General features: G+C 60.6%; 15 protein-coding genes. 9 read left to right on the top strand and 6 right to left on the bottom strand.

All coding sequences use genetic code 11. The annotated features are described in order from the left end of the window. The first annotated feature begins 246 nt into the window (after positions 1-246). From SPHS8_RS17670 to SPHS8_RS17640, 7 genes are all read left to right on the top strand, one after another. Entirely contained in the window at positions 247-1,686 is a 1,440-nt protein-coding gene (locus tag SPHS8_RS17670) for a 3-oxoacyl-[acyl-carrier-protein] synthase III C-terminal domain-containing protein (protein ID WP_201516648.1), read from the top strand. Between the two features lie 12 nt (positions 1,687-1,698). Beyond that, positions 1,699-2,895, top strand: a complete 1,197-nt coding sequence (locus SPHS8_RS17665) for an acetyl-CoA acetyltransferase (protein WP_201516647.1) — start codon at positions 1,699-1,701, stop codon at positions 2,893-2,895. Further along, positions 2,895-3,350, top strand: coding sequence for a MaoC family dehydratase (locus tag SPHS8_RS17660; protein WP_201516646.1), 456 nt, complete (start codon positions 2,895-2,897; stop codon positions 3,348-3,350). Before SPHS8_RS17665 ends, SPHS8_RS17660 begins: the two co-directional genes overlap by 1 nt. Next, positions 3,347-4,240: an HpcH/HpaI aldolase/citrate lyase family protein gene (locus SPHS8_RS17655; protein WP_201516645.1), complete on the top strand. Its 894-nt coding sequence runs from the start codon at positions 3,347-3,349 to the stop codon at positions 4,238-4,240. The genes SPHS8_RS17660 and SPHS8_RS17655 overlap by 4 nt, the downstream gene beginning before the upstream one ends. Continuing rightward, complete coding sequence (locus SPHS8_RS17650) at positions 4,221-5,402, top strand: acyl-CoA dehydrogenase family protein (protein WP_201516644.1); 1,182 nt, start codon at positions 4,221-4,223, stop codon at positions 5,400-5,402. The genes SPHS8_RS17655 and SPHS8_RS17650 overlap by 20 nt, the downstream gene beginning before the upstream one ends. A gap of 161 nt (positions 5,403-5,563) precedes the next feature. Continuing rightward, on the top strand, positions 5,564-6,091 hold the full coding sequence (locus SPHS8_RS17645; RefSeq protein WP_201516643.1) for a MarR family winged helix-turn-helix transcriptional regulator: 528 nt from the start codon (positions 5,564-5,566) through the stop codon (positions 6,089-6,091). Between the two features lie 25 nt (positions 6,092-6,116). Beyond that, positions 6,117-6,419: a YciI family protein gene (locus SPHS8_RS17640; protein ID WP_201516642.1), complete on the top strand. Its 303-nt coding sequence runs from the start codon at positions 6,117-6,119 to the stop codon at positions 6,417-6,419. Between the two features lie 24 nt (positions 6,420-6,443). Here SPHS8_RS17640 and SPHS8_RS17635 read toward each other — a convergent pair whose 3' ends face one another. Beyond that, positions 6,444-7,472: an MDR family NADP-dependent oxidoreductase gene (locus tag SPHS8_RS17635; RefSeq protein WP_201516641.1), complete on the bottom strand. Its 1,029-nt coding sequence runs from the start codon at positions 7,470-7,472 to the stop codon at positions 6,444-6,446. Between the two features lie 162 nt (positions 7,473-7,634). Between SPHS8_RS17635 and SPHS8_RS17630 the strand changes: the two genes are divergently transcribed. Next, positions 7,635-8,495, top strand: coding sequence for a MaoC/PaaZ C-terminal domain-containing protein (locus SPHS8_RS17630; protein ID WP_201516640.1), 861 nt, complete (start codon positions 7,635-7,637; stop codon positions 8,493-8,495). Between the two features lie 43 nt (positions 8,496-8,538). On the opposite strand, the gene SPHS8_RS17625 is transcribed toward SPHS8_RS17630, so the two are convergent. The 5 genes from SPHS8_RS17625 to SPHS8_RS17605 all read right to left on the bottom strand — a co-directional run bounded on the left by SPHS8_RS17625 (position 8,539) and on the right by SPHS8_RS17605 (position 13,559). Further along, positions 8,539-10,149: a class I adenylate-forming enzyme family protein gene (locus SPHS8_RS17625; RefSeq protein ID WP_201516639.1), complete on the bottom strand. Its 1,611-nt coding sequence runs from the start codon at positions 10,147-10,149 to the stop codon at positions 8,539-8,541. Further along, positions 10,136-11,068, bottom strand: a complete 933-nt coding sequence (locus tag SPHS8_RS17620) for a 3-keto-5-aminohexanoate cleavage protein (protein ID WP_201516638.1) — start codon at positions 11,066-11,068, stop codon at positions 10,136-10,138. Before SPHS8_RS17620 ends, SPHS8_RS17625 begins: the two co-directional genes overlap by 14 nt. Positions 11,069-11,124: 56 nt before the next feature. After that, the gene (locus SPHS8_RS17615) at positions 11,125-11,355 is read right to left on the bottom strand and encodes a biotin/lipoyl-containing protein (protein ID WP_201516637.1); all 231 of its coding nucleotides are present in this window, start codon (positions 11,353-11,355) and stop codon (positions 11,125-11,127) included. A gap of 97 nt (positions 11,356-11,452) precedes the next feature. Continuing rightward, a complete protein-coding gene (locus SPHS8_RS17610) occupies positions 11,453-12,577 on the bottom strand; it encodes an alkene reductase (protein ID WP_201516636.1) in 1,125 nt (374 codons plus the stop codon). Positions 12,578-12,656: 79 nt separating this feature from the next. Further along, positions 12,657-13,559, bottom strand: coding sequence for an SDR family NAD(P)-dependent oxidoreductase (locus SPHS8_RS17605; protein WP_201516635.1), 903 nt, complete (start codon positions 13,557-13,559; stop codon positions 12,657-12,659). 210 nt (positions 13,560-13,769) lie between these two features. On the opposite strand from SPHS8_RS17605, the gene SPHS8_RS17600 reads away from it, so the two are divergent. Then, complete coding sequence (locus SPHS8_RS17600) at positions 13,770-14,552, top strand: SDR family oxidoreductase (RefSeq protein WP_201516634.1); 783 nt, start codon at positions 13,770-13,772, stop codon at positions 14,550-14,552. The last annotated feature ends 41 nt before the right edge of the window (positions 14,553-14,593 follow it).

Below are 14,593 nucleotides of genomic sequence, written 5' to 3'. Positions count from 1 at the left end.
CCCGCGGCTTCACATTATAGTCAATGACCCGCTTCACGGGCACAAGGATCTTCATGCGCCTCTCCATAAGTATGCATGCTTATCATGTCATATCGCCTCCGGCAGGCCGCGTAAAGGCGAAGGTAGGAAATAAGATACTTGCGTAACATATGCAGGCGAACTAAATGAGCCTTTGGCTGAACATGACCGCCGCGTTTCAAAGCGGTGAGCGGCCCTGGGTGCCGCGTCCTTGAACAGGTGAGGTGAATGACTCAACTCGGCATTTCGCGCTACGGCGCCTATGTTCCCCGGCTCAGGCTGGATCGATCCTTGATAGCTGAAGCGCATCGCTGGATGGCCCCCGGCCTCCTGGGTCAGGCGAAGGGCAGCAGGGCGTTCACCAGCTGGGATGAGGACGCGATCACAATGGGCGTCGAAGCCGCCCGCGACGCTTTGGGGCATGCCAGCCTTGATGCCATAAGGGCTGTCCGACTGGCATCGACAAGCCTGCCATATGCTGACCTGCAAAATGCGGCGATCCTGGCGCGGGCGATCGGCGCTCCGGCCAAAGTCGCTACATCCGACGCTGCAGGATCGCAGCGGGCAGGCACATCTGCCCTGCTACAGGCGCTCAAGGGGACGGAGCCCTCCCTTGTGGTGGCATCCGACAATCCTTTCGCAAAGCCAGCCAGCGCGCAGGAAATGAGCTTTGGCGCGGGCGCGGCGGCCTTTTTGGTGTCAGACCAGGATGTGGTGGCGCGCTTGATTGGGTCGGCGTCGTTCACCGAAGTCTTCGTCGATCATTTCCGTTCGGCGGATGCCCAGAGCGATTATGGCTGGGAAGAGCGGTGGGTCCGCGACGAAGGCTATGCGAAGATCGTGCCGCAGGCCGTCAGGGCCGCGCTGGCACAGGCGCAGCTTTCCATCAGCGACATCCAGTATTTCGTCATGCCCTCTTATCTCAAAGGGGCAGCGGAAATGGTCGCCAAGGCTCTGAAATTCGGCGGTACGGTCGCCGGAACGTTGGACGATGGCGTCGGCTATGCAGGTGCGGCTCATGCGTTGCTGATGTTCTCGGCGACTTTGGAAAAAGCGCAACCCGGCGATCGGATTGTGCTGGTCGGCTTTGGCCAGGGCGCCGATGTTCTGATATTCCAGGCCACTGAGGCGATCGCGTCGGTCCGCCCCGTGCGCGGCGTCGCTGGCTCCATCGCGGACGCCTTGCCGACCGACAGCTATCTGCGGATGCTGTCATTCTATGGCGGGATCGAAAATGAATGGGGCATGCGTTCCGAAAAAAGCGCCAAGACGGCGCTGACCGAACAATATCGCTCCGCCGCGCAGATCGAAGGTTTCAATGCAGGCAAGTGTGGCAATTGCGGCGCGGTCCAGTTTCCGCAGATGCAATATTGCGTACAATGTCACGCGCCGGGTGAAAAATTCACCGATGTTCCGCTGCGCGACAAGACTGCGGAAGTCCTCACATCGACCGCTGACTGGCTGTCCTATCATCCTTCTCCGCCGCTTTGGGTTGGCTTCGTGAAGTTCGACAATGGCGCGCGCGTGCTGATGGAGATGGTGGATATCGGCCCGGACGGGATCGACACGGGAGACCAGGTCCGCATGGTCTTCCGCATCAAGGAAAAGGACCGTCAGCGGGGATATAACCGCTACTTCTGGAAATCGACGCCGCTGAGCGCGGCCTGAGGAGTTCGCGATATGGCGACGGGTATCAAGGACAAGGTGGCCCTGCTAGGCATGGGCTGCTCCAAATTCGGCGAGCGATGGGACATGGGGTCGCCTGACCTCATGAAAGAGGCGTTCGAGGAAGCGCTCGCCGACGCGGGGATCGAGCGAAATCAGATCGAGGCGGCATGGTTCGGTTGCTGGGGCGATAGCGTCAATGTCGGCAACAGCTCCATTCCCGCCGCGATGGCCCTCCGCCTCGAGGGCATTCCCGTGAGCCGAGTGGAAAATATGTGCGCGACCGGGACGGAAGCGTTGCGTGGGGCGGCCTATGCGGTCGCCTCGGGGGCTGTGGATATCGCGCTCGCGATCGGTTCGGAAAAGTTGAAGGATACGGGCTTTGGCGGCCTGCCCCCGGCCTTCAAGGGGACATTCAATGACCTTTGGATGCCCCTGAGCTCCGCGCCGGCCGGCTTTGCTCAACTGGCGCCCTATTACCGGGCGAAATATGGGACGAGCAAGGAAGACTTGAAGCGCGCCATCAGCCATGTGTCGTGGAAAAGCCACCAGAATGGCGTGCACAGCCCCAAGGCGCATTTCCAGAAGGCGGTGCCGATGGAAACCATCATCAACGCGCCGATGATTTCCGATCCCCTGGGCCTGTTCGATTGTTCGGGCGTGTCGGACGGTGCCGCCTGCGCGATCGTGACCACGCCGGAAATCGCGCGAGCTTTGGGCAAGACAGACCTTGTCACGATCAAGGCGTTGCAACTTTCCGCCAGTTCAGGCCGGGAAACCCAGACCAATGACTGGGACGGCAGCTATGTCGCGAACACGCGCAACGCCGCCACACGGGCTTATAGGGAAGCGGGGATCACCAATCCCAAGGCTCAGGTGAACCTCAGCGAAGTGCATGACTGCTTTTCGATTACCGAATTGGTGACGATGGAAGACCTGGGCTTTTCCGACGATGGCCGCGCCGTGTTCGACATTCTCGACGGCCGCTATGATCGGGATGGCGCGATACCCTGCCAAATCGACGGTGGTTTGAAATGCTTCGGTCACCCGATCGGCGCGTCGGGCCTGCGAATGGCCTATGAAGTCTACAACCAACTGTTGGGCCGGGCAGGGGAGCGGCAGCTGTCGAACCCCTCTGTTGGACTGACGCACAATCTGGGCGGTGTTCCTTATCAGGGCATTGCCGCCATCTCTATCCTGGGACTTGCGTGATGCCTGGAGTCTGGTTTGACGAGCTTGAAGTCGGCATGGTCTTTGACCATCCTATTCGGCGTACCATCACTGAAACAGACAATGTTCTGTTTTCCTGCATGACTCACAATCCGGCGCTGCTGCACCTGGATGAGGAGTATATGAAGGGCACGCCTTTTGGCCAGCGCCTGGTCAATTCGGCCTTCACGCTTGGCCTGATGGTCGGCATTTCGGTCGGCGACACGACGCTGGGCACCGCAGTAGCCAACCTTGGCTGGGACGAGGTGCGCTTCCCCAACCCGCTGTTTCATGGCGACACCATCCATGTCACGAGCGAGGTCATTGATCTGCGCGAGTCAAAGTCGCGGCCTGAAGCCGGGATCGTCACATTCCTTCACAAGGCCTATAATCAGAAGGATGAACTGGTGGCGTCATGCAAGCGATCGGGCCTCCAGCTCAAGAGGCCTGTATCATGAGCCTGCCGATCCGATCCTTCCTCTTCATCCCTGGCGATAGCGAGAAGAAGCTGGGCAAGGTCGATGGCGTCGCTGCCGACGCCTTCATCCTTGACCTGGAAGATGCCGTTGCCGTCGCGCGTAAGCCAGTGGCGCGGGAGATGGTGCCGACCTTTATCAAGGAGCGTCCGCGTTCTGGCCGGAAATCCCAATTGTGGGTGCGCGTCAATCCGCTGGACACGCCCTGGACTCTGGAAGACCTCGCCGCGATCGTGCCCGTCGCGCCCGACGGCATCATGCTGCCCAAGGTCAACGGGCCAGGGGATGTGGCTCAGGTCAGCCATTATCTGAGCGCGCTGGAAGCGGCATCGGGTGTCGAGCAAGGGTCGATCCGCATTCTGCCGGTGGCGACCGAAACGGCCGTTTCGCCATTCCGCCTAGGTGATTATGCGGCGGCGGGCCTGACCCGGCTGTACGGGCTGACGTGGGGTGCGGAGGATTTGAGCTCTGCGATCGGAGCGAGCGGCAATACCGATGCGAACGGAGAATGGACGCACACCTATAAGATGGTGCGTTCGCTCTGCCTGCTCGGTGCGCACGCTGCCGGAGGCGAGGCGGTGGATACGCTCTATGTCGATTTCCGTGATCCGGAAGGCCTGCGCGCCTCCTGCAAGGCCGCACGGGCCGAGGGCTTTTCTGGCCGTGTCGCGATCCACCCCGCGCAAGTCGACATCATCAATGAGAGCTTTTCGCCATCAGCGGATGAGGTGGATTTCGCCCGGCGGGTGGTCGACCTGTTCGCGGCCAATCCGGATGCTGGAACCCTGGGGCTTGACGGCAAGATGTTGGACATCCCCCACCTGAAGCAGGCGGAAAGGACTTTGGCGATGCATGAGGCGCGCCGTGGTTGAGGCGCGGTTCAGCAACGAAGGCGGACGTGGCATCTTTTCCGCCGAGCATGAGCAGTTCCGCGAAACGGTCGCCCGGTTCGTAGATGAGGAACTGGCGCCCAACCATCATCAGTGGGAAAAGGACGAAGTTGTCCCCCGCGAAATCTGGAAGCGGGCGGGCGAAGTCGGCATATTGTGCCCCAATATCCCGGAGGAATATGGCGGTTTCGGCGCAGATTGGCTCTACAATGTCGTTGTCATCGAGGAACTGGCGAAGAAGGGGATCACAGGTCCCGGCTTCATGGTGCATTCGGAAATGGTCGCGCCCTACATATTGGCAGCAGGCACCGAGGAACTGAAGCGCGACGTGCTGCCCCGCATGGTCGCGGGCGAGTGTATCGGGGCGCTTGGCCTGACTGAACCGGGCGCTGGTTCCGACGTCAAGGAAGTCCGCACCTGCGCCGTACGCGATGGCGACGATTATGTGCTGAACGGGCAGAAGGTATATATTTCAAACGGGCAGCTCGCGGACATCATGGTCTGCGCGTGCAAGACCGATCCGGCGGCGGGCGCCAAGGGGGTCAGCCTGATCGCGATCGACACGCATCAGCCAGGCTTCAAACGCGGCCGCAATCTTGAGAAGATCGGCCTGAAAGCGCAGGATACGTCGGAGATTTTCCTGGAGGATGCGCGCGCGGAGTCCTGGCGTCTGCTCGGCCGCGAGGGCGGCGGCTTCGGGATCATGATGGGCAAGCTTGCGCAGGAAAGGCTGACCCAGGCGGTGCGCAGCATCTGCGTCGCGGAAGCCGCGCTGGAATGGACGGTGGCCTACACGGCCGAGCGCAAGATGTTCGGCCAGACCCTCTCTGATTTCCAAAACACGCAGTTCGTCCTCGCGGAGCTGTCGGCTGAGATATTGTCGGCCCGGGCTTTTACCGACTGGTGCATCAAGCGCTTCCTGGCGGGCGAGCTAACCGGCGTCGAAGCGGCAAAGGTGAAGCTTGTGGTCACCAATCTTCACGTCAAAGTCGTCGATCAATGCCTGCAATTTTTTGGCGGCTATGGCTATATGACCGAATACCCGATCGCACGCGCCTATATCGACGCGCGCATCGTGCGCATCGCGGGCGGGGCGGCGGAGGTGATGAAGCAGATCATCGGCCGCGACCTGTTCGGCAAATGAAGGCGGTTGCCAGATCATCGTTGGTCGGAATAGAGAGGCTTCGAGATATCATACGCCTGCTGATAATCGGGTTCGCTATCATATGCTATTGCAAGACGGGCGGATTACAGATCATCGGAACAGGATGATGCATTGAAATCGCCTTTGACTGGATGGTGAGAATGACGAAAACGCTGAAAACTGCCGTGCGGAAAAAGAAGGCGCCTGAACGGCCCTCTGCGCAACAATTCACCTTCGGCTACTTGGTCCACGACGTATCGCGTATCCGGCGCACGGTGATGGACTTGCTGATGCGGCCCTACGGCATCACCCGGTCGCAATGGTCCGTCCTCAGCACTCTGTCGCGCGCAGGGAACGACGGGATGATGCAGGTCGATCTGGCCCGGCTGATGGAAGTGGGCAAGGTGACGGTCGGCGGGTTGATCGATCGGCTTGAAGCATCGGGTCATGTCGAACGCAGGGCCGATGCCAATGACCGCAGGGCCAAGCGTGTTTTCATTACCGAAAAGGGCTTTGAGGTGATCGGCCTCATGATCGAACTGGCGGCGACGATGAACCGTCGCATCCTGGAAGGTGTGTCAGATGCGGACCGGGAAGTGTGCGAGGACGTGCTACTGCGGGTGAAGCAGAATTTGAAAGATGTCCTTCGTGAACAGGGCGGTTTGAGCCTGATCGAGGGCGAAGACTGAAGCAGCGCCAGGAGGCTCAAATCTGATGTTCTTTATCATTCTGGCCGCCGACAAGCCTGGAGCTCTACCCCTTCGGCTGCAGCACCGGCAGCGGCATCTGGATTACTGGCTGGAAAAGGGTGCTGCGGTGAAGGTCGCGGGCGCGATGCTGGATGGGGACAAGCCGGCCTCGGATCCTCAAGGCAGTTCCTTCCTGTTGGAGGCCGAGGACGAGAGCGCTGTTCGCGCATTGCTGACTGGAGACCCGTTCATGACCGAAGGGGTATTTACGGGCGAGTTCGTCATTCAGCCTGTGCGTCCCGCGATTGGGGAGTGGCGGCGCGATTGAGCGCGAGCACACACACCGAAGCCGTTAATCCTCCCCGATATATACCAGCATCTTGGGTGCGTTGCTGTCTGCGAACAACGCTTCCAACGCGCCGCTGACGCGGTCGATACCCGGCATGATGTGGTCGTGAAACTTGAGTTCTCCGTTCAGTACCATGTCGGTCAGCTTTTCCACTGCTTCGGGGAAGCGGGCGACATGATCGAAGATCACGAAGCCCCCACAAAGAAGAGCGCGCAGCAATATCTCGCGCTCGTTGCGCAGGCCCGTCGGTGGGGGTGACCAACTCGGGGTCGCTGCGGTACCACAATGCACGATGCGGCCATGCCTGGCCATCGCCCGGATAGCCATGTCCAGGATTGGGCCGCCCGTGTTGTCGAAATAGATGTCGAAGCCGCCTGGTCGAACCTCTGCAAGGGTAGCTGCCAGATCGACGGACTTGTAATTATAGGCAACGTCATAGCCATAGTCGCTGACGCAGCTTTTCACCTTGTCATCACTGCCAGTCAGGCCGACGACAAATGCGCCCGCGCGGCGGCCGATCTGGCCGACGACACTGCCCACCGTCCCTGCCGCCGTTGAGACAAGCATGGCCGCGCGCTCATAGGGCGGCGCGATGTCGTGCAAGGCGAGCCAGGCCGTTACGCCCGGCATGCCAAGCACGCCGGCATAGGCGGAAATCGGCGTGCGCGGATTGGGTATGTGCGACAACAAGTCATTGCGTGTCGCGACCTTATAGTCCTGCCACCCGAAAAATCCGTAGACGACGTCCCCAGATCGGATGCTCTTGTCCCGGCTTTCCAGCACCACACCAACCGCGAGCGCGCGCATTGGTTGGCCAAGAGGGGTCAGGGCCTCGTTAGCTGCCCACCCCCGCTGCACCGGATCGGCAGCAAGATAGAGGTTGCGAACCAGGAACTGGCCTTCGCCCGGCAATTCGATGCTGGCATCTTTCCGCGCGAAATCAGCAGCGACAGGGCTGGCCACTGGGCGGCGGGAGAGGATGACCTGCCGGTTCGTGAGGCGGGTGCTGAACGGGGGGATGAAATCCGGCACGCGAGCTCCTTATCTGGCGGCGGCGATCAGTACGCGTGCAATCTATATTCTCTTGCCGCAAAGCTTGTCAAATAAGACATATGGCGTATGGTAATAAGGCGCACCATATAAGGCCGCGGAAGCTTTTGGGGTGGTTAGTTACCCGCCATGGGAGGATGACGCTTGGACGTTGAGAAAATCAGGAACCTGACGATCGAGCCGATCGTCCAATCTTATGACAAACGGGACACCATCCTGCATGCGCTGGGGCTGGGCTATGGCCTGGACCCGCTTGATGAGGCCGAGTTGCCGTTCGTCTATGAAAAGGACCTGCGCTGCTTGCCCTGTTTCGCCAACATACTGTGTCATCCTGGTTTCTGGGCGCAGCGTCCGGAATTCGGTATCGACTGGGTCAAGATATTGCATGCAGAGCAGGATCTGACGATGCACAAGCCTTTGCCTCCGACGGGTGCGATCAGGGGCGAATATCGTGTGGCGGGGATCGAGGACAAAGGCGAAGGACGCGGCGCACTGCTCCATCAGGAAAAGGCGCTGTACGACACGGCGACGGGCGATCATCTGGCGACGGTGCGATCCACCTTGTTCCTGCGCGGCAATGGTGGAGAGGGCGGGTTCGGCGATCCCGTCCCGGCGGCTGACCCCGTGCCTGAAGGAACACCCGATGCCGTGGTGGAGATTACCACCCGGCCCGGTCAGGCTTTGATCTACCGGTTGAGCGGCGACTGGAACCCGCTGCATGCGGAACCAGCAATTGCGCGAAAGGCGGGCTTTGATCGGCCGATCCTGCATGGCCTGTGCACGAAGGGCTTAGCCAATCGTGCCGTGCTGGCGCGTTATTGCAGCAATGACGTGGCCCGCTTCAAAGGCATGTTCGTCCGCTTCAGCAAGCCGGTCATGCCGGGTGAGACGATCCGCTTTGAATTTTACGAGCAAGGCGGCGGACGACTGCGTTTCCGTGCGGTGGCTGCCGAACGCGATGCGGTTGTGCTCGATCGTTGTTCGGCGGAAGTAGGCGAAGCTTGAAAGGGGGCGTCGGTGCGCAAGGACATGCGCGCCGACGCCCAGCTTATTCCCCGCTCAGGAATTGCTTGCGGACAAGTCCGCGCTGAACCTTCCCGGACGCCGTGCGGGGCAGCTTCACGCCAAGTTCGATACGGCGCGGGATTTTGTAGGCGGCGAGCGACTGTCGCGCGAAGGCAATCAACTCTCCGGCGTCCAGCGTATGACCGGCGCGCACTTCGATTGCTGCGGTTACCCCTTCGCCCCATTTGGGATGCGGGAGGCCGAATACGGCGCAGTCCATCACCGCCGGGTGGTCGCGCAGCACGGCTTCGACCTCGGCAGGATAGACATTCTCTCCGCCGGACACGATCATGTCCTTGATTCGGTCGGTCAGGAAGAGATAGCCGTTCCTGTCCAGACGTCCGCCGTCGCCCGAGCGATACCAGCCGTCGATCAATGCTTCGGACGTTGCCTCGGGATTGTTCCAATATTCGATCAGCAGGGTGGGCGACTTGACCCAGATCTCGCCAGGCTGGTCCACGGGCAGAAGCTCGCCTCGGGCGCCGCGAATGGCGATACTGAAGCCGGGCAGCGGCCGTCCCACTGACCGAAGAAGATGTGCACGACGGACGTCATGTTCCTTTGGCCCCAGGATCGACATCGTCCCCGTAATCTCGGTCATGCCATAATATTGCAGGAAGTTGCAGGAGAAGCGATCCACCGACCGTTCCAGCAGGCTGGGGTCCATCGACGCGGCGCCATAATGGATACCGCGCAGCGTCGGCACGCGAACATTGCGCGCGTCCATCTCCGCGATCAGCCCGCGCACCAGCGTCGGCACGATGAAGGTGCGCGTGACGCCGAATTCTAGGCAGGCGTCGAGGATGGTGGCAGGCGCGGTGTCCGCGATGATGTGGACGGTCGCACCGCGCACCAGAGCCGTGCACACCCAAGACATGCCGCCGATGTGAAAGGTAGGAAGGGGGGAAAGCAAAACCTCGTCATCGCCCCAATCGTCGAAATAGCCGGACAGCTTTTCGACAAGGCGATGGATGCCGAACGCATATTGCGATGTGACGACGCCCTTGGGCCGCCCGGTCGTGCCGCTGGTATAGAGTTGCAGGCACGGCGCGTGCGGGTCCAGGGGCGCGGGAGCCGCCGGCTCTGCCGCCGCGATCCGGCTGCGCAGACCCTGCGCCCCCTCTTCATCAACCACCAGCGTCGGAAGGCCGCGCCGATCCGCTTCCTTGAGAAGCGGAAGGAATTCGGCATCGGCAATGACCAGGCTGGCTTCGCTGTCTTCCAGCACATAGGCCGTTTCGGGCGCCGTATTGCGCCAGTTGACTGGAACGAGCACTGCTCCGGCGCGAATGGCTCCGATCAGGACGAGGAAGAACAAGTCGTTATTCTTGCCGAGATAGGCCAGCCTGCCGCCGCGCCCGACGCCATATTCCGCCAGTAACGAGATCACCGCATTACAGCCCCGGTCAAGCTCAGCATAGGTCCAGCTATGGTCGCCGAATATGATCGCCGCTTTGTCCGGCGAGGCCGCCGCGCCGAAACTTGGATAATCGGACGGCAGAATGAGGCCGCTATCGTCGAGGGCTGGCCCCTCCGCCAGCGCCAGGCCCTGTGCCAGCAGTCCGCCCATCACTCCGCCGTCAGAATGCGACATCGTCTCCACCCTTTGTCTGCATCAGGGCACGGGCTTCGTCCGGGGTGGCCACGGTCAGGCTGAGTTCTTCCAGCACGCGGCGGATTTTCGCCACCTGTTCGGCATTGGATGTCGCGAGCTTGCCCCTGCCGGCATAGAGGCTGTCCTCCAGACCCACGCGCACCGATCCGCCCAGCAGCGCGGACAAGGTGACAAGCCGCATCTGGTGCTTTCCTGCAGCGAGTGCGGAGAAGATGAAATCTTCGCCAAACAGCCTGTCCGCCGTCGTCTTCATATGCATGACATTTTCTGGATCGGGGCCGATGCCGCCCAATATGCCGAACACGCCCTGAATGAAAAAGGGTGGCTCGACCATCTTGCGATCGACGAAATGCGCGAGGTTGTAGAGATGCGCGACGTCATAGCATTCAAACTCGAACCGGGTGCCCTGGTCCGACAATTGCGTCATCGCCTGCTCGATCTGAGCGAAGGTGTTCGACAGGATAAAGTCCTTGGTCATTTCCAGGTAGGGTAGTTCCCAATCGAACTGCCAGTCGGCAATCTTCGCTCCCGCGCCCGAGATGTTAAAGTTCACCGATCCCATGTTCATCGAACATACTTCCGGCCTGAACGTCTTTGCCGGAGCGAGGCGGTCAGCAAGGCTCATGCCCAGGCCGCCGCCCGTGGTGATGTTGACGATGACGTCGGTGGACTGCTTGATGCGCGGAAGGAACTGCCGGAAGAGTTCGGGATCCTGCGATGGCTGCCCGGTCTCCGGGTTACGCGCGTGCAGATGAACCATGGCGGCCCCAGCCTCTGCCGCTGCGATCGCCTCGGCCGCAATCTGGTCGGCCGTGATCGGCAGATGAGGGGTCATGCTCGGCGTATGGATCGAACCGGTGACGGCGCAGGTGATGATGACCTTGTCGGTGCGTTTCATATGATTATCGGCTTTGCGCCGCCTCTCCAGGAATGACTGTTCTTATCAGGAAATTGTCAGATAATCTCGCCGAGCACAGTGCCCACGGGGTAAGTTTCGCCGGTTTCCTTGAAAATCTTCAGCGTACCGGATGCGGGTGCTTCCACCTCCTGGGTGGACTTGTCGCTTTCCAACGCGAACAGCGGTTCGCCAGCGGTCACGGTCCCCCCGTCGGCTACGAGCCATTCGGACAGCAGCCCTTCGTTCATCGAAAAGCCGAGCTTGGGCAGCAGGATTTCAGTCGACATGATATTTCTCCTTTGGCGGCGCTACCTGACGCCGAAGATGGTCAATGGGGCATGGAAGCGAATGAGCGATGTTCGCTCCATGCATGATCTTTGTCTGTCAGACGCAGCAGCCCGAAGCACTGAAGGCAGGATAGTCGGTGTACCCTCTTTCCTCGCCGACATAAGCGTAATCGAAATTTGCCTCGGCAAGCGGAAGGCTGCGCCTCAACCGGGTGACGAGGTCGGGATTGGCAATATAGGGTCGGCCAAAGGAAATGGCGTCGGCCTGACCCTTGGCGATGGCCTCGCCCGCGGCAGGGCCGTCGAAGCTGCCATTTTGAATGATCGTGCCTGAAAAGACGGACCTCAACCGTTCGATGACGGGATAATCGGGCTTTTCCATGAAGCCGGACGCGATGGGCTCGATCAGGTGGATATAGGCAAGCCTGCTTTGCTGTGCGAGGCGGCCGATCGCCTCTGTCAGGGCGGCTGGATTCGAATCCCCCATGCCCTTGCGCTCGCTGGTAGGGCTGACGCGAAGACCGACGCGAGCGGGATCAACCTCCGCCGTCACCGCATCGATGATTTCCTGCAGCAGCCTGACACGGTTTTCCACGCTGCCGCCGTAGCGATCCTGCCGATGATTGCTTTTCGATTGCAGGAACTGGTCGATAATATAGCCGTTCGCGCCGTGGATTTCCACACCGTCGAAGCCTGCCCGCATTGCATTTCGTGCGCCCTGGCCATAGGCGGCAACGAGCTGGCCGATGTCTCCCTCAGTCATCTCGCGCGGTACGACATAGGACTTCATCGGCAGGAAGCCGCCCTGATAGTCGTCAGGCGGCGGTGCCATCGTTTCGCCTTCACCGGCAATGGGGGAGGGGGCGATCGGTCGCTGGCCCCCTATATAGTCCGGCAGCACTAGCCTGCCCATGTGCCAAAGCTGGCAATAGATACGCCCGCCGACGGCATGAACATGATCAGTGACGGCTTTCCAGGCCGTGGTCATTTCATGAGACCAGATGCCCGGCGCACGATACCATCCCATGCCCAGCGGATCGACGGCGGTCGCTTCGGAAATGATGAGTCCCGCGTCCGCCCGCTGCGCGTAATATTCCCCTTGAAGACGCGTCGGCACATGCCGTTCGTCGGCACGGGCGCGGGTCAACGGGGCCATGATCACCCTGTTCGGGATTTCCAGCGACCCGATCGTCAGCGGTTCAAACAAGGCGTCCAAAGACATTGCGATATTCCTGCAAGCTCAGTCATCGATGAAGGCGGCGGACGTTCCAAGGCCCACCGCCACTTCGTCAGCACCTGTATCAGGGATCCAACCATTCACCCGGGTTGATCCCCGCATTGGAACGCGCGAATTTCAGGATTTTCGAGACGCGCTCGCCAAGCACTGTCGGGTCCTTCGACGCTTCGCAGCCGGGTCCATGCTGCCAGCTTTCCGCCACCGTGATCCCATAACCCCAGACTTCGAAGACGCGGCCGCTCACATGGCTGGCCTCAGCACTGGCGAGCCAGGCGACGAAGCCTGCGATCCATTCAGGATCACGACGTTCCAGCTGCTCAGGCGTCCATTCGCGAAGCCCGGCGGTCATGCGGGTTTCCGCGCGCGGCGCAATGGCATTCACTGTGACGCCGATCCGCTGCAATTCGCGAGCGGCAACCTGGCTGAAGCTGGCGATACCACCCTTGGCCGCGGCATAGTTCGCCTGGCCGATATTTGCGAACAGAGCAGAGTGCGAGGTCGTGTTAATCACGCGCGCGTCCGGCTGGCGCCCCGCCTTGCTTTCGGTGCGCCAGTAATTGGCGGCATGATGCGTGGGGGCGAAGGTGCCCTTCAGGTGCACCTTGACGACGATGTCCCACTCCTCCTCGGTCATGTTGACCAGCATGCGGTCACGCAAGATGCCCGCATTGTTGATGAGGACGTCAAGACGGCCGAAGGTTTCTACGGCCTGATTGACCATGTCGCGGGCATTGTCCCAGTTGGAAACGTCGCCGCCATTGACGACGGCTTCGCCACCCAGCGCCTTGATTTCGTTCACAACCTCCTGCGCGGGTGTCAGGTCTTCGCCACCCGCACCCGCTGCGTCCCCGCCCAGATCGTTCACCACCACCTTCGCCCCATGCTGCGCAAGCTTGAGCGCATAGGTGCGGCCGACACCACGCCCGCCGCCAGTCACGATCGCCACTCTGCCTTCTAGAAAACTCATGCCCTCTTCCTTGCTTACCTGGGAATCAGTCGTTTGGGGCTGCCGGACCGACCATCACTCGGGCCTCATCCAGCCTTAGCCTCTTTACGCATCTAATCCGTATGCGTACTATACGCTTTAGATCGTTTATGCAACATCTGTCGGTGTCAGGACAATATGTCAGCTACGAAAATGACAGATGTCTCTTAAAGCCCTGCAGGAGAGGCAGCAATGGCAAGGTTGGAGCGAAAGGTCATCATCATCACCGGTGCCGGTTCGGGCCTTGGTCGCGCAGCGTCCATCCACTGCGCTCAAGAGGGTGCAAGGCTGGCTCTGGTCGATGTGAACGCCCCCCGCCTGGAAGAAACGAAGGCGGCAGTCTTGGAGCTTTACCCGGAGGCAGAGATACTTCTGACGCAAGCCGACGTCTCGCAGGAGGATCAGGTCAGCGCCTATGTGGAGACGACCAAGACACGGTTCGGGGTGGTCGATGGCTTCTTCAATAATGCCGGCATCGAAGACCGGCAGGTAGTGACAGAGGACGTCGATACCGAATTTTTCGATCATATCATGACGGTCAATGCCAAAGGCGTCCTGCTGGGCCTCAAATATGTCCTGAAGGTGATGGCGGGGCAAGGCCATGGACGAATCGTCAATACCGCGTCTGCGCTCGGCATTCGTGGTGCAGGGCGGCAGGCGGGTTACACGGCCAGCAAGCATGCTATCGTGGGACTGACCCGCAATGCGGCTCTGGAATATGGTGCGCTGGGCATCGGCATCAACGCGGTGGCTCCCGGCGCAATCCTGACGCCCTTGGTCGAGGCATCGCTGCGGCAGGTAAATCCGAATGACTGGGAAGAAGCGGCCGAGCAGTTCGTCGCGCATAATCCGGCGCGCCGCATGGGGACTCCAAAGGAAGTGGCATCGGTGGTCGCCTTCCTCCTGTCCCCCGACTCATCTTTCGTGAACGGCGCTGTCATCCCGATCGATGGCGGGCAATCGGCGCAATATTGATGGTGACGAGAAACAGCGGGGCAAGTCCAAGAATAAGGAGG

This window comes from Sphingobium sp. S6, from assembly GCF_905120495.1.
Classification (GTDB): domain Bacteria; phylum Pseudomonadota; class Alphaproteobacteria; order Sphingomonadales; family Sphingomonadaceae; genus Sphingobium; species Sphingobium agri.
The sequence above is the reverse complement of the archived record's forward strand: the minus strand, read 5'-3'. Positions and strand labels throughout refer to the sequence as shown.